Source organism: Microcoleus sp. B4-D4, assembly GCF_036705185.1.
GTDB lineage: Bacteria > Cyanobacteriota > Cyanobacteriia > Cyanobacteriales > Microcoleaceae > Microcoleus.
Genome location: NZ_JAUBTX010000021.1, coordinates 1 through 14,462, shown reverse-complemented (window position 1 = coordinate 14,462; position 14,462 = coordinate 1). Strand labels below are relative to the sequence as shown.

The window sequence follows — 14,462 nt, the reverse complement described above, 5'->3', positions numbered from 1 at the left end:
TGCGTGCAGTTATTGGAAATCGGATACGGTAGAGTTAATTTTAGCTATTTTGCTGTGGCTGCAGCTTGCGGTATGACCCTCTCGGTGACAAGCTGGTAATTTATTTGCTTTCACGGGCGATCGACCTTTCAATCAGTTTATCTCAGCCGCAGGCGATCGAGCTGCTCTGCAACAGAAAAGTGGAGAGAGCAGCGTTTTGACATTGCTGCGTTCTTCCCCAAGTGTAACCCTGGGAGTTATACCAGTTCAAAAAAGAATGCCACTGTAGATAAGCTGTAAACCCAGACACAATCAGTCATTACTAATTTCAAATCTTAAATTTTAAATTGTATGACTTGGGGAAAATCTGACTTTATCCGATCGCTAATAGCTAATAAGTAATTATTTAGAACTTACGCACTTTTCACAAACAAACCGTTTTATTTAACTATTATTGCTCGGTGAAATCCTGCGTATTTTTTTTTTAAACAAACCAGGTGTCGGGAAACTCTTGTGTCCGGGAAGATTACTAATCACTAATAAACTGGGTTCAACAATAGGACGCTTTCTCAACTGTCACAGCTTATTCTTCCACACCTCAAAAACCTACCCACAATCAAAATAACATTCCACGATTGAGATATAGCAAGTATTTCGCTGAAAAAGCCTGGTTGGTTGCAACCCTTCCCTCGCACTGTTACTCATAACTAATAAACCGGGATTAATAGGACGATTACTTAACTGTCACAGTTTCTGGCTCCAGACTAAAACAACCTACTCACAATCAAAATAACATTTCACAAAGGCTCTCGCTATGTACAGTTTTGCAGGTTTCGGTGCCGGTACTGGCATATTTTTATTGTTAGTTTTTGCCATTCTGCAATGGCTGCACGTCCCCGCCGGCAGTTTTATTGATTGGGTAATTGCCATTGCTATTTTTGAATGGCTGTTGCTGATAGTTACAGTTCCTTGGAATGTCCATTTTGAAGCTAAAGAAGTTTTAGCGAAAGCTGCAGAATCTACTAAAAGAAATATTGCTATCGATCAGGAAGAAGTCAAATACGTTAGTGTATTAGTTAGCCGATCGCTCTTTGTGGCGATCGCCCTGCATCTGGTAAGCGCGATCGTACTTTACGCCTTAGCCGCCACTGGAATTAGTGCTGTGGGCTATCTCAGTTCCGGTGCTGCACTGCTGTTAACTGTAATGCGTCCAGCTATCCGAGGTTATCAGTATTTAGCCCAGCGGCTGACAAGTATCCGCAGCCAATTTTTGTACCCCCGCGAAGATATTGTCGAACTCCGCAGCCGCTTTGCAAGCTTAGAATCTACAGTTAAAGATTTATCCAATCAATTCAGTTTAAATAATCCGAATTCGTGGGTAGCTGTCCAAGAGCGGGAGCAACAGGCTACTACAAGAGAATTAACTAATTTATCCGCATCTCTACAATCTTTGCGATCGACAAATCAGGCAGAACACATTAAACTGACAAGAGATGCAGAAAGTGCGATCGCCCAGCTTACCGACGACGGACAATTTCTCAACCACGTCCGCGAAATCATCCGCTTCTATAAAGAAGCATAAAAAAGTCATTGGTCATTGGTCATTAGTCATTAGTCATTAGTCATTAGTCATTGGTCATTAGTGCTGTCCCCCCCCGATCGGGAACGTCATTAGTCATTAGTCATTTTCGCAATTTCCAATTACGAATTCCCGATTACCAATGACTAATGACCAATTCTCTACCTTTAGATAGATGCCATATACTCGCGCAGGGTGAATTTTTGAATAAAAACACAATTAAATCTGTCTTTAGGAAGACGGAATAAGTGTATTGTTAAGCTGTTCGGCATTTAAAAGACGATAGTAGGGTGCGTCAGTACATAAGCGTTTCCCTTGTAAGCGTAAGTGTTCTAACTGACGCACCCTACAAGCCTCGTTAGTGGTTTAAATGCGTAACAGCTTATAGATAACAGCAATTTTGAGGAAACTATAACCAAAGATAGTTTGTTAATGAGTTAGCTTAAGCTTAATATTAAAGTATAAGCGAAAGACCTTTTTGAAAAGATAACTCAGGAAAAAATCATGACTAATCGCCAACCAACACCGCCCGAGAGTGAAATTAGCAAATCAACACCAACCGACGAACAAATCGAAGCTAACATGGAAGCCCCCCACTACGACAGGGGCATTACTCCTGCTGAGACAGCAGCGCGCCAAGAACGCGAAGGTGCTAACTTCATGCACGCAACCACCGAAGCAAAGCAGAAAAGCGCCAAAACAGACGACCAAACCGATAACGAAAGCATTAACACTACAGATGGTTATACAGTAGACCAAGAAGGTCTGGTTAACAATTACGCGATCGAACCGGAAATGTACATCAACGAACCGGGCGATTTGAAAGCAAAAGAAGAAGCCGAAGCAGCAGAACGCGCTCGAATTCTTGCGGAAATCAAAGATAAAAAAGGCGAGGAAGGAAAACTGACAGAAGAAGCAGACACCCGTCACAAAGGGCCAGGAATTATCTAGATTGTCTGGTTGATAGTTGCACCTCAGCGCGCGAGGTAGCAACTCGAAAGGGCCCGGATTTTTTTAGATACGGGAAAGGTCGATCGACCTTTCCCCTAAAATCCGGGCCCTATTTTGCTTGAGAATGCTGTGACATATATCCCGATGCCTAAAAATTACTCAAGCCCTAACATTTTGCCTCAGCCAATTAAACTTTGCCTGAGCTAGGGCTAAATTTTGCATAATGCTAGGATTGATATCCTCGCGCTCTAATTCTGGTTGATCAAATTCTTCTATATTGCGCCCATATTCTATATGTCTAATCGTACCGCGCATCCTGTCTGCCAAACAGAGCGAAATTCCATAATAAAAACGGGAAGCAAAACCCATATCTTGTTCGAGTTTGACTACTAACTGCCGCCGGGGAATTGCCAGCAAGTGAGTTTTTTCGATCGCCTTTACCGTAGCCAAAGGAGGGCGAGCATCAATAAAAGAAACTTCTCCCACAAGTTCACCGCTAGCTATTCTAGCGAGTTCTTTCGTCTCTTGGGCCTCAATCGAAACGCTCAAACTCCCTTCCAAAACAATATATAACGCATCTATCTGTCTCCCTTCAAAAATCAAAATCCCGCCCGCATCGAGAACTTCCCTTTTACCTTTTTGGATGATCCAGTCAATATCATCGTTATTTAACTGGCTCAAAATAAAAAGTGCTTTTTTTCTGCTGCTGCTGTGTGGCATAAATTTAGCTCCCGATCGCTTCTTTATATAATCATCTTTCGTCTGCTCGTTACCAGTCGGAGCGACAGTAATGCAGATCCGGATGAAGAGCCTTTCTTTACCTCTGCGCCTCGGGATAGAAAAAATTGTGGCAGATGTTTAAGTTATTAAATTTTCGTTCCCAATCGCTGAGGCATCGCGCTGAATAATTAATCTTTCAATAATAGCATTTGTTGAATAAATTTTTTGAACTCGATCGGCATTCACAACAGATTGCAAATTTCTTGTCTGACAACCGATCGGGTTCGCCCCACAGCTTTCTTTGGGGATGGGGCGCCCGAAACAATTCTCAGCGCCCCGTTTAGCTCGCTAAATCAATCGCAAATCAGGATAGCCGGCCAACATATCATCAGCAGTCAGAGTGTCGCCGTTAGCTTGAGGAGTCCACAGCACCTCAACCGCCAGCAACTGCTCGCTCGATACTCCCCCAATCTGGCGCAAAGCTTGGCGCAAATCTTCAGAGTTTTTCACCGAGGGCAATTCCAATTTGCCTTGAGTACCGACAATCACCGTCACCACAATAAATTCACCAGGAGCAGAATTCAAATCGGAAGTAACCAGCGCGCCGTTTTCCTGCAAACCAGGCAAGATATTGCTGCTCCCTGCCTGCCGGAGCTGATTGTTATAATTCGAGAGCGTTTCTTCAGAAAACTTACTGCGTTCTGCCAAAGAAAACTGGTTAAATTTAGCTTCGGCTGCTTCCAAGCGAGTTTGCATAGATTCAGCGCCCGCGTAAACCCAGTATTCAGGATGGCGCAGCATCGCCAGAGTAGATTCTTGCAGCACTTGAGCGCGACCGACTGCTGTATCGGTATCCGCTGTGCGCGCTAGGGAGTCGAGTTCGGCTTGCAAACTGCGGGCCTCTGCTAACAAACCCACTTGCAAGCGGGCCACAGATACCGTGGTGCTAGAAACGCTGTTGCCGAGTTCGTCAGTTCCACCCCCAGCGCGCCGGAAGCTTTGCACCAGAAAATTGGCGATCGAAATAAAAATCAAAATCGAGAACAGGCCGCCAAATCCGCCGCCAAATCCAAAAAACGGCAGCAAGAACGGGAAACCAAATCCACCGCCAAATCCGCCACCATAGCCGCCAGGGTAGTAACCCCCTCCAGACGGCGCGCGACTGGGAGATGAATAACTGCGCGCGGGCGCTCCAAAAGATCCGCCGCCCATACGTCCTCCGCTGCGAGCAGCCAGGGCTCCGTCAGCGTTACTGAGGGCTAGCGTCACTACCAGACCGATCGCAAATAGTGATTTCAAAAGCGGTTTGATCATCTTTGTAATTAGTTGCTTGTACATAACACCGTTACTATTCGATACATTTATAATTTACAATCTATTCTTGCGGATGGGCAACGCGGTTGTAGGGGTGAACGGTGCGAGATATCCGTACTAGCCGAACTCTCCATCGCTAGAACTCTGTCGGGGAACGACAAAGGCTAGAGAGAGTATAGATCACTAAAGTCCTTACTACGAACCACGGACGCGGGTTTTACAGAACTTTACGTAGTTTGAGGGCGATCGACCAACAATAAGCTCTAGACTTTTAGAGAAACGCCCCCAGTCCTAGAAACCAGGACTTTATCTACCATAACAAACATTATGTTTCCAACCCACCGCCCCCGCCGCCTCCGCAACCATCCCCAACTCCGCCGGATGGTACGCGAAAATATCTTGACAACCAGCGATTTAATTTACCCTCTATTTGCCGTACCGGGGGAAGCTGTTGCCAAAGAAGTTACATCAATGCCCGGAGTTTACCAGCTATCGGTAGACAAAATCGTAGAAGAAGCAAAAGAAGTTTACGACCTTGGCATTCCCGCGATTATTTTATTCGGTATTCCCGCAGACAAAGATACAGACGCGACAGGTGCTTGGCACGACTGCGGCATCGTCCAACAAGCTACCGCAGCAGTGAAAGCCGCGGTACCCGATTTAATCGTCACCGTCGATACTTGTCTGTGCGAATATACCAGTCACGGTCACTGCGGCTATTTGGAAGTCGGAGATTTAAGCGGCCGAGTTTTGAACGATCCGACACTAGAATTGCTCAAAAAAACCGCCGTTGCTCAAGCTAGAGCCGGTGCAGATATTATCGCACCTTCGGGAATGATGGACGGTTTTGTCGGAGCAATTCGTGAAGGATTGGACAGTGCGGGATTTGAAGATATTCCTATCATGTCTTACGCGGCAAAATATGCCTCAGCTTATTATGGCCCGTTCCGGGATGCGGCGGATTCTGCTCCTCAATTTGGCGATCGGCGCACCTACCAAATGGATCCCGGAAACGGCAGCGAAGCTCTCAAAGAAATTGCTCTCGACATTGCCGAAGGCGCGGATATGCTGATGGTTAAACCGGCTTTAGCATACATGGACATCATCTGGCGCGTCAAGGAAGCAACTAACCTACCAGTTGCGGCTTACAACGTTTCTGGAGAATATGCGATGGTGAAAGCCGCCGCCCTCAACGGTTGGATTGATGAAGAAAGAGTAGTGATGGAAACCTTGACAGGATTTAAGCGTGCTGGTGCTGATTTGATCTTGACTTATCACGCCAAAGATGCGGCCCGCTGGCTGCAAAACTGAGCCCTACCTAATGCCCCAATACGTTTGGAGTCGGAATAACGGGCGGTTGAAACCGCCTCAGCGTCAAACCAAACCCATGCTAAGCGGGTTGAAGAAAACGAGGTAAAAATTATGCGCTCATCTTCTTCAGTCCGCAGAGGCAGACTTTGCTTGAGAAGCAGCGGTTTCAACCGCCGTCCGACTTTTTTCACAAGATTTACACAAAATAGTATTAATAATCACCGAAATTAGTTAGACAATATGTATGAATAACAATAGTTTTGTAAATCGGGAATTTAATTGTCGATAGTTCCCCAACAAAATCAACTATACCGGTTAAGGCAGTAAAAGTAACAGAGTTTAGATAAAACTTAAAGGCACATTGAGCATGACATCAACCAGTAGGGATTCCAGTCACATTCAATTTTGCATAGAGCGCGATCGCGCGGACATCGTACAAATCCAAGAACTATTTAAAGCAGCCGCCTTTTGGGCGAGGGAACGCAAGATAGAAGATTGGGAAATTGCGATCGCCAATAGCGAACCAGTGGTAACAGTTTGGGATGCCTCGCGGGCGATCGGCTTTGCTAGAGCCACATCCGACGGCATCTATCGAGCCACCATCTGGGATGTCGCCATTCACCCAGATTACCAAGGTGCAGGACTAGGCCGCAAATTAGTCCAAACCGTCTTGAGTCATCCTCGGATGTGCCGAGTAGAGCGAGTTTACTTGATGACAACCTACAAACAAAGCTTCTACGAGCGCATCGGTTTTCAGCCCAACGCCAGCACCACAATGGTACTTGAAAATCAGCTTTTAGACGAGAATATCGAATTAGAAATTGGCAAGGGCGAATTGCTAATTTCTAATTGTTAAACAAGCACAAAAGTTACACCAAAATCTCTAAATAGTATGGCGTGCAATGCACACCATACTATTTACAAATAATTTACCTCTTCCCTCCCTCCATTAAATCCATTACACAATCCGTTTCCTTCTTCCTAATGACTACTGACTAATGACTACTGACTACTGACTACTGACTACTGACTACTGACTACTGACTACTGACTACTGACTACTGACTACTGACTACTGACTTCTTCACAAAGTTGCCAAAGGAATAGAACACTGAGTGCGATTAAAATTCGACTCTTCAGACTCAGAAGGCACAGCTAGAACCTCCAACTTTCCATTCATCAAACTTAACAAAGTCTGATTCATCAATAACCTCATGCCAGAAGACACCTTAGAATTATCGCTGTTGTTATTAGCATCCGACACCAAATCGTGTTTTAGCAAATCCCAAGACTCGCTCCAAGCACTAATTGAACGCTGATCGTCCACCCAAATATGAACGCATCCAGATTCCGGCGAACAATGGGCCGAAACAGAAATACTCCCCTCATCCATCTGAGCAATAGCAGTATCTACCAAATTAATTAAAACTTGCCGAAACCTGGGCAAATCTGCCAATACATAAATCCCCGGATCGGGCGGCAATATCTCCAAACGAATGCTGCGATTAGCAGCTTGCAAGTAAGTTAAATCATCAACTTCATCAAACACCTTAGCTAACTGAATCGGCTCAATATCCATCGTGTCAGTGCCGTGTTCAGTTTTAGCAACAGAGATAATTTCATCTATCAATTTCACTAGCTTGAGTGCTGCAACGTGAGCTTGTTCGACAAACTCTCGTTCCTCTGCAGGATCGTCGCACAAATCCGACAGAATTAATTGCAGCGTACCAATCATAGTGCTCAGGGGCGATCGCAACTCGTGAGAAGTTCGAGCCAAAAAGCCCCCCTTAAATAGACTCATCTCCGATGCCATCTGATAAGCCAATTGAGTTTGCTTCAGTTGCTCAGCCAAGGCATCAAACTTCTCTAAGTTAATTTCTTGAGGAGTTGGTGGCATAGGGGGCAAAGGTTCTGGCTGTTGCGAGCTTTTTTGTCGCCCGCGCCAAATCAAACTGCTTCCCCAACCCAGTCCTAATCCCATACCTAAATATATCAAGTCGCTCCAGCCGATCGGCGCCATATTGCTTTGCCTAGGAGTTTAGCTTTTAGCATTTTAGCTCGATCGCGCCCTGTCGCAAGATTTCCCAATCACCACCAGTCCATTTCGCCACAGTCGAAGGCAAACTCGAAGCTGTTGTTGCTGTTGTTAATTCAGCAGCAACTAATGTCAAGACTTCGGGAAACTGCGCTTCTATTTCTGCCACCGACGACCGAGGCGCTTGGCCGGATAGATTAGCACTGGTAGTAGCCAAAGGGCCTGTCTGCTCTAAAATCTTGAGGGCGAGGGGAAAATTAGGCACTCGTACTCCGATTGTAGTGCGATCGATCGCATTCATCGCCGGTGGCACCAGTGGCGAAGCCGGCAGCACCAAAGTTAGCGCCCCAGGCCAATAGGATTGGGCCACTTGCTGCCACAATGTTAATTCTGCCGGACTCCCCTGCACGTAGGGCCACAAAGCTTGGGGCGATGCTGCCATCAAAATCAGCGGCTTGTCTTGACTGCGCTGTTTAGCTGCAAAAATCAACTCCGCGCGATCGGGCCGCGCCGCCAAAGCGGGTACAGTATCTGTAGGAAAACTGACAATATAATCTCCTGAAATTGCCCCTTGAATCAAGGAGTCGATCGAAACTTGAGTCATCCGATTTTAGATTTTAGATTTTAGATTTTAGATTTTGCATAAATTTTTGATGCGAGCCGGTCAACCGCAGATTTCAGGCAGATAGACACAGATTAACGCAGATCATTTCAAGAGAGGAAAGTTTATAAATCCAATCTTGTCTGTTTTAAAATTACAGCATATTTGGGCAATCTAAAGACGATAGGCTAAGGCAAAGCGATCGATTCCCGCTAAATCAGAAAATATCTGAACTTGACCATAACTCCCGTGACTTTCGAGCATATCAGCCACAGCCCTTTCTTGTCCCGCCATCATCTCAACCAACCAAACTCCCCCCGATTCTAAATAATCGGGAGCCGTTTCTACCAAATGCCGGATGCAATCTAAGCCATCAAAACCGCCGTCTAAGGCTAGGTGAGGTTCGTGCTTCAAAACTTCCGGTTGCAGAGTCAGCACGGTGCTGCTGGGAATGTAAGGCGGGTTAGACACCATGCCACTAACGCGACCTTTGAGAAATTCTAGGGGTTCCCACCACAAACCTTGATAAAAATTAACTCGCGAGCCAAAACCCAAATTCTCAGCATTTTGTCGAGCCACTGCCAAAGCTTCCGAACTGCAATCTACTGCATGAACCGTCGCATTTGTCAATTCCGAAGCTAGACCGATCGCGATCGCCCCGCTACCCGTACCCAAATCCACCCAATGCGATTTTGGATCGATTGAACAACTTTTAACAGCATCCACAGCCAAATCGATCAGCAATTCCGTTTCAGGACGAGGAATTAGCACCGCCGGCGTTACTTTCAGCGAAAAATTGCGCCAATGTGCGACTCCCGTCAAATACTGCACGGGCACCCGTTCCTGCAAGCGCTGCTCCCACAATCGATCGAGTTCAGGTAAAGACAACTTTAATTCAATTTTTGGCAAATCTTTAAACGACTCCAAACGCAGAGCCAATTTATCCAAACCTGCCAGCTCTTGCAGCAGCCAGTCGAGTTCTGAGTTGGGAATGTCACAGGCGATCGCCTCCGTCTTAGCTTGATTCACCCACTGCCACAACTCTAAACCGGAAACAAACATCAGATTTTTTGGTGATTGAGAATTAGTCATTTGTTATTTGTTATTTGTTATTTGTTATTTGTTATTTGTTATTTGTTGTTTGTTGTTTGTTGTTTGTCATTTGTTATTTGTTATTTGTTGTTTGTTATTTGTTGTTTGTTATTATAGCGGTCATCAAAAAAGTGAGTATAGCCCGGTTTGGCCTATGCCCGGTTTGGCCTATGCCCGGTTTGGCCTATGCCGCATATTACCTCATCTTTCGCTTGAAAGGCTATAGTCATTAGTCATTAGTCATTAGTCATTTGGAATTGGTAAATAGTAGGTTGAGTCGAGCAGTCCAACCTACTAACTTAGTCCTGAATGCAAAACCTAATTATGTAGGGTTCGATTCACACCGCACCTTACCACTATTATCAGTAGTGCATAAAACCACTTCTTGCGTAAATTCTGTCTGTAACTAATGACTACTGACTAATGACTACTGACTAATGACTACTGACTAATGACTACTGACCAATGACTAACAGTTAGCGAGTCGGTCGAGCTGGAGCCGGAGAGGCTGGAGCCGGAGAGGCTGGGGCCACCTGTGGATTTTGGCCAGCACCGGCGGGTTGGAGCGATCGCACAAATTCCAGCGACTCCCGCGACGGCACCAAAATCATTTGGGTCAAAAACTGGTCGTTTTCAGTACGCAGAGCTTCCAAAACGCTTTCCAAGTTCACAACCTCAATCTTAATCGAGGTCGTTATGTTGGGTTGCTGCTGCTTAAAACGCTCCACCATTCCCAGCAATTCTTCCTTATTAAAAAATAAAGGAATCACCTCTTGCTGGCCCCGTTGAATCGTCAAATAACCATTTTCCGCGCCCCCTCTGGCCAAAAACAGAGGTACACCGTTGAATTCGTTAACTTGTTGCCCAGTCTGCTGAAGTACAGTTTTAGCCGACTGCACCTGCTGCGGAGCCGGCACAAAAGCAAACTGCACCTGATCCGGCTTGCCTTTATTGGCTTGAGTGATTTGATAAATTTCCCCCAGCGACACCGGCATCACGCGCACCGATGCAGCCAACTGAGGATTTCTGGTTTTGAGCTGATCGACAAAAGCTTGAGCATCTTTCTGGCTGATAAAAATTCCCGCCACCGAAGCATTGCCAGTTTGACCTTGACCTTGTTTGGGTACAGAAGCGATCAGGGGCGCACCTTGAGCATCTGTAATTGTAAATACCGGCACCGATCGCAATTTTTCCAAAATTTGTGGTTCGGGAATTGCCAGTGCAGACATCTTACCCATTGGCTGCGGCCCGAGCAGAGCGCAGCCGACAATTCCCAATATTGCGCCGAAACGAACTAATGATTTCATGTTTTTCCACCAGGAGCAGTTCTGAAACACATTAACGCAAAGACTGACACCTTGACACGATCGGCAAAAACTGCCTCAATCTGTTTACATTTTGACTAAATGTAAAACTCAGAGACTGTTTCTGTTTCAATCTATCTATTATTTAACATTGTGCGATCGGGATGACAGGATTTGAACCTGCGACATCCTGCTCCCAAAGCAGGCGCGCTACCAAGCTGCGCTACATCCCGTTGTGATAGTTAGCTATCCTTTAACTATTAACACACAACACCCTCAGTTTGTCAAGCTTTTTTTTATTTTAGCTTTGGGTGCTGGGCCGAAGTTACCTTCAGTTTTTGCTATGTGACAATAGTTGCACCACTTCAAAGCAGCCATGCTGCGAAACATCTGGAGCGTAAATGACCCCGCCCAAACACGGATACAGTTTCCCGCAGGGTTCTCGCGAACAGGTAAAAATTTGAGACTAAAGTTCCTGCTTTGGTGATTCACCCAGCAGCAAGCAAATCTCCAATACCCGAATCGACTTACCGCAGCGCAGGGGGCGAGGAGGTGTTAGCAGCGTCGATATTGAATGCTGGACTTTGCTCTCAAAAAATCAACGCCGATTTGCACCTGACTGGCTAATCTGGATACCAAAACATACCTTTAATCCCCTCCGGATCGGACATAAAGCCCAAATTTCGGTAAAAATCCACCACTTGAGGGTCAGCAAATAAAGTAATGTTGCTGATATCTTCACTGCGGAGTTTTTTAATGATGTATTGCATCAGCGCTTTGCCCATGCCTTTACCCTGGTAGTCAGGATGAACTACCACATCCCAAAGCGTGGCATTAAAAGCATGGTCTGAAGTCGCTCTGGCGAAACCCACCAGCCGTCGCTGGTTAGCCCGCATCTCCCACATAGAGACGACTAGGAAGCTGTGCTGAATAGCTTTTTTGACTTTACGCAGGGGACGGCGAGACCAACCCACTGCATTGCAAAGTTCTTCGAGTTCGTAGAGATCGATGTCCCGATCGCAACTGAAAAAGATGCGAGCGTTGCCACTGGCGGGTTTGCGAAATGTTGGGGAAAGCGGATCGCCTAACCCGACGGCCACATCTTCCTCAAATTCCGCTGTTTGGGATACAGAGGCAGACTCAGGACTACTAAATAAGTTTTTCCAAAAACCCATGCAGGCGCGGTTGAGGTAGTAGAAGTTGGACTACGTGAAAGAAAACCCGACAGACAAACCCACTCCGAGTGGCGTGGGATAAATTACGGGTAGCCTTTTGAGCAACAGTTTACGGTAAACTCATCTTACGCCGAAAGCAGCGATTTGTCGTCTAACATTGAGTCTGAGCTTTTTTTGATTCTCGTCAAGTTAGGGAAAAATGTTCTGCAAGCCTGTGCTCGAACAATCCGCTCTTAAGGTAAAATTTGTTGCTGGCTCACGACAGAGGCATTTTGGGAATTGCTTCTTTTAAGTGCTGCCGATCGCGCCGGAACTTATACGCTGGCTGGGAAATACGACCCGAAGATCGCAACCGTGACCTTCTGGTAATACATTCTCACACAGATTTTACCCACCCAACAACGGATATCGTGCCACTTACGACCGTCGTGGAGAGATAGAAATTTTAGACAAGAGTTCCAACTCCCAGATTCATCTGTGGAGTAAATCTACAATCTAAAATCTACAATCTAAAATCTACTGACCTCTGGTTTTAGTTTAGAGGCGATCGCAATTTAAGTCCGATCGTCAAATCGAAAATCCCATTGCCATAAGGCATGGGAGAGCAAATACCTAGTATATCTCCCGCACCTTCCCCTCAATTATGGCTTCGGGTTTAAAACCATCTACCCTAGAACTTCTCAAGCGCTTTAACCGAGCGTTTCCACAGTTTTACGAGCAATTTGTCAGCAGCGAAATCCAACTGCAAAACCTCAAATTAGCTTATCAGCTTTACAAAACTCGGCAAGCAGTCATCGAAATCAGAGCCGAAGGTAATAAAAGTGCCCTGCATTTTGCTTACCGGAACCAATCTTTTCTCCTGAGCGACATTTTTGGAGTATTGGCGGCCTACGGGCTGACCATTCACAGTCTGAGTCTGTACGGTCAAATTTACCCGCCAATGCTGGTATTTATCAAATTGGTAGTATCTCGCGGCGGCAAGGTGCTGGCAGATAAAACAGCAGAAAATGTCTGCAGGGCAGTTCGAGAGGCCTTGGCTGGCCATTTTGAGGTTGAAGAGATGTTGGCTGTGGAATTTAATCTAGACGCGGGTTTGGAGGATGTGGCAACTGAATTTTACGTCGATCCGGTTTTCCACTTGCCAGCTTTGCTGATAGAAGCTGATAATCAGCCTGGACTTTTTTACAAAGTTATGTATGCCATCTGGCAAGAGGATTTGTTGGTGGTAAATGCTAATTTGCTGGTTTGGCGGGGGCGAACTCGCCTGATTCTCTACTTGTTGGGGCCCAATGAAAGTTTAATTCCTGAGTATCTGGGGCAGAAAATCGCTGAGGGGGTCAGACAAAGATTGCTGGGCGAGCGATTTTAGGTGGTTGGCAGCGGGCAGTTGACCGTTGGCAGTTGGTAGTTGGCTATCGATCTGTTCTTGAGCGTTGATTTCGGGATAGGATAAATGTATGGCAACCATCGACATCCTAGGGGTTCGGCACGCTTGCGATCTGACGGCTCCGACTGCAACTTCTCCGGTTCTGGTATTTGTCCACGGCTGGCTGTTAAGCCGCCGCTACTGGCAACCTGTGACCTATCGCTTGGCACCAAACTATCAGTGCTTGACCTACGATTTGCGCGGGTTTGGCGATTCTCAACCGGACGGCGACGGCCATCGGGGGCCTTCGGAACCGCTCGATTCCTGCTACACTCCCGCAGCTTACGCTCGCGATTTGGAAATTTTACTCGAAAAACTAGATATTTCTAATGCTTGGTTGGTGGGGCACTCTCTCGGCGGTACGATCGCTCTTTGGGCAGCCAGTCAATTGTCCGATCGCGTTAAAGGTGTCGTCTGCATCAATGCAGGCGGTGGCATCTATCTAAAGGAAGAATTCGAGCGCTTTCGAGCGGTCGGCAAGCAGCTAGTAAAAATGCGTCCCCGCTGGCTGTCTCACTTGCCGCTAGCAGATTTCGTGTTTGCCCGCGATTCTGTAGCAAGATCGATCGGCAGATGTTGGGGAAGGCAGCGCTTGATAGATTTCGTGGCAGCCAATCCTGACGCAGCTTTGCGGGCTTTGTTGGACTCCACCACAGAAGCGGAGATTCACCTCTTGCCGCAAATAGTGTCCCAACTCAAGCAGCCTGTTTATTTTATTGCCGGCAGTAAAGACAAAATTATGGAACCAAAATACGTGCTGCATTTGGCTAGCTTTCACTGGATGTTCCAAGGTTGCGGCGAGAATGTCCTTCAGATTGATAGCGGTCATTTGGCAATGGTGGAACAGCCGGATGCAGTGGCTAGTTACTTGCAAAATATTCTTCACGAACACGCTTAAGGGGAATTGGGAATTGGGAATTGGGAATTGGGAATTGGGAATTGGGAATTGGGAATTGGGAATTGGGAATTGGGAAT

General features: G+C 46.3%; 13 protein-coding genes and 1 tRNA gene. 6 read left to right on the top strand and 8 right to left on the bottom strand.

All coding sequences use genetic code 11. The features are described from left to right. Window positions 1–793 precede the first annotated feature (793 nt). Together QUB13_RS16660 and QUB13_RS16655 are read left to right on the top strand one after the other, a co-directional pair. Window positions 794–1,561, top strand: a complete 768-nt coding sequence (locus QUB13_RS16660; RefSeq protein ID WP_333382611.1) for a hypothetical protein — start codon at window positions 794–796, stop codon at window positions 1,559–1,561. A gap of 501 nt (window positions 1,562–2,062) precedes the next feature. Next, window positions 2,063–2,509, top strand: coding sequence for a hypothetical protein (locus tag QUB13_RS16655; protein ID WP_333382609.1), 447 nt, complete (start codon window positions 2,063–2,065; stop codon window positions 2,507–2,509). 159 nt (window positions 2,510–2,668) lie between these two features. Here QUB13_RS16655 and QUB13_RS16650 read toward each other — a convergent pair whose 3' ends face one another. Beyond that, window positions 2,669–3,229 carry a cyclic nucleotide-binding domain-containing protein gene (locus QUB13_RS16650; protein ID WP_333091795.1) on the bottom strand — a complete coding sequence of 187 codons (561 nt, stop codon included), beginning with the start codon at window positions 3,227–3,229 and terminating at the stop codon, window positions 2,669–2,671. 348 nt (window positions 3,230–3,577) lie between these two features. After that, window positions 3,578–4,567 carry a DUF1517 domain-containing protein gene (locus QUB13_RS16645; protein WP_333382607.1) on the bottom strand — a complete coding sequence of 330 codons (990 nt, stop codon included), beginning with the start codon at window positions 4,565–4,567 and terminating at the stop codon, window positions 3,578–3,580. A gap of 303 nt (window positions 4,568–4,870) precedes the next feature. On the opposite strand from QUB13_RS16645, the gene hemB reads away from it, so the two are divergent. Both hemB and QUB13_RS16635 read left to right on the top strand, forming a co-directional pair. Further along, a complete protein-coding gene (hemB, locus tag QUB13_RS16640; protein WP_333382605.1) occupies window positions 4,871–5,854 on the top strand; it encodes a porphobilinogen synthase in 984 nt (327 codons plus the stop codon). Window positions 5,855–6,221: 367 nt separating this feature from the next. Then, on the top strand, window positions 6,222–6,710 hold the full coding sequence (locus QUB13_RS16635; RefSeq protein WP_333382602.1) for a GNAT family N-acetyltransferase: 489 nt from the start codon (window positions 6,222–6,224) through the stop codon (window positions 6,708–6,710). Window positions 6,711–6,938: 228 nt separating this feature from the next. Here QUB13_RS16635 and QUB13_RS16630 read toward each other — a convergent pair whose 3' ends face one another. The 6 genes from QUB13_RS16630 to QUB13_RS16605 form a co-directional block, all read right to left on the bottom strand. Next, a complete protein-coding gene (locus tag QUB13_RS16630) occupies window positions 6,939–7,874 on the bottom strand; it encodes a sensor histidine kinase (protein WP_333382600.1) in 936 nt (311 codons plus the stop codon). A gap of 25 nt (window positions 7,875–7,899) precedes the next feature. Continuing rightward, the gene (locus tag QUB13_RS16625) at window positions 7,900–8,493 is read right to left on the bottom strand and encodes an L-threonylcarbamoyladenylate synthase (RefSeq protein ID WP_333382599.1); all 594 of its coding nucleotides are present in this window, start codon (window positions 8,491–8,493) and stop codon (window positions 7,900–7,902) included. A 171-nt stretch (window positions 8,494–8,664) separates the two neighbouring features. Next, the gene (prmC, locus tag QUB13_RS16620; protein WP_333382597.1) at window positions 8,665–9,582 is read right to left on the bottom strand and encodes a peptide chain release factor N(5)-glutamine methyltransferase; all 918 of its coding nucleotides are present in this window, start codon (window positions 9,580–9,582) and stop codon (window positions 8,665–8,667) included. A 476-nt stretch (window positions 9,583–10,058) separates the two neighbouring features. After that, window positions 10,059–10,889 carry a Tic22 family protein gene (locus tag QUB13_RS16615; RefSeq protein WP_333091808.1) on the bottom strand — a complete coding sequence of 277 codons (831 nt, stop codon included), beginning with the start codon at window positions 10,887–10,889 and terminating at the stop codon, window positions 10,059–10,061. Window positions 10,890–11,045: 156 nt separating this feature from the next. Further along, window positions 11,046–11,119 (bottom strand) — tRNA-Pro (locus tag QUB13_RS16610). A gap of 390 nt (window positions 11,120–11,509) precedes the next feature. Further along, the gene (locus tag QUB13_RS16605; protein WP_333382595.1) at window positions 11,510–12,061 is read right to left on the bottom strand and encodes a GNAT family N-acetyltransferase; all 552 of its coding nucleotides are present in this window, start codon (window positions 12,059–12,061) and stop codon (window positions 11,510–11,512) included. Between the two features lie 643 nt (window positions 12,062–12,704). Here QUB13_RS16605 and QUB13_RS16600 point away from each other — a divergent pair. Both QUB13_RS16600 and QUB13_RS16595 read left to right on the top strand, forming a co-directional pair. Then, entirely contained in the window at window positions 12,705–13,430 is a 726-nt protein-coding gene (locus QUB13_RS16600) for a hypothetical protein (protein WP_006631881.1), read from the top strand. 88 nt (window positions 13,431–13,518) lie between these two features. Then, complete coding sequence (locus QUB13_RS16595; RefSeq protein WP_333382593.1) at window positions 13,519–14,385, top strand: alpha/beta fold hydrolase; 867 nt, start codon at window positions 13,519–13,521, stop codon at window positions 14,383–14,385. Window positions 14,386–14,462 lie beyond the last annotated feature (77 nt).

Bases quoted from the DNA above. Each gene is read 5' to 3' on its own strand.
- QUB13_RS16660 (WP_333382611.1), top strand. From the start codon at position 794: ATGTACAGTTTTGCAGGTTTCGGTGCCGGTACTGGCATATTTTTATTG.
- QUB13_RS16655 (WP_333382609.1), top strand. From the start codon at position 2,063: ATGACTAATCGCCAACCAACACCGCCCGAGAGTGAAATTAGCAAATCA.
- QUB13_RS16650 (WP_333091795.1), bottom strand. From the start codon at position 3,229: ATGCCACACAGCAGCAGCAGAAAAAAAGCACTTTTTATTTTGAGCCAG.
- QUB13_RS16645 (WP_333382607.1), bottom strand. From the start codon at position 4,567: ATGTACAAGCAACTAATTACAAAGATGATCAAACCGCTTTTGAAATCA.
- hemB (WP_333382605.1), top strand. From the start codon at position 4,871: ATGTTTCCAACCCACCGCCCCCGCCGCCTCCGCAACCATCCCCAACTC.
- QUB13_RS16635 (WP_333382602.1), top strand. From the start codon at position 6,222: ATGACATCAACCAGTAGGGATTCCAGTCACATTCAATTTTGCATAGAG.
- QUB13_RS16630 (WP_333382600.1), bottom strand. From the start codon at position 7,874: ATGGCGCCGATCGGCTGGAGCGACTTGATATATTTAGGTATGGGATTA.
- QUB13_RS16625 (WP_333382599.1), bottom strand. From the start codon at position 8,493: ATGACTCAAGTTTCGATCGACTCCTTGATTCAAGGGGCAATTTCAGGA.
- prmC (WP_333382597.1), bottom strand. From the start codon at position 9,582: ATGACTAATTCTCAATCACCAAAAAATCTGATGTTTGTTTCCGGTTTA.
- QUB13_RS16615 (WP_333091808.1), bottom strand. From the start codon at position 10,889: ATGAAATCATTAGTTCGTTTCGGCGCAATATTGGGAATTGTCGGCTGC.
- QUB13_RS16605 (WP_333382595.1), bottom strand. From the start codon at position 12,061: ATGGGTTTTTGGAAAAACTTATTTAGTAGTCCTGAGTCTGCCTCTGTA.
- QUB13_RS16600 (WP_006631881.1), top strand. From the start codon at position 12,705: ATGGCTTCGGGTTTAAAACCATCTACCCTAGAACTTCTCAAGCGCTTT.
- QUB13_RS16595 (WP_333382593.1), top strand. From the start codon at position 13,519: ATGGCAACCATCGACATCCTAGGGGTTCGGCACGCTTGCGATCTGACG.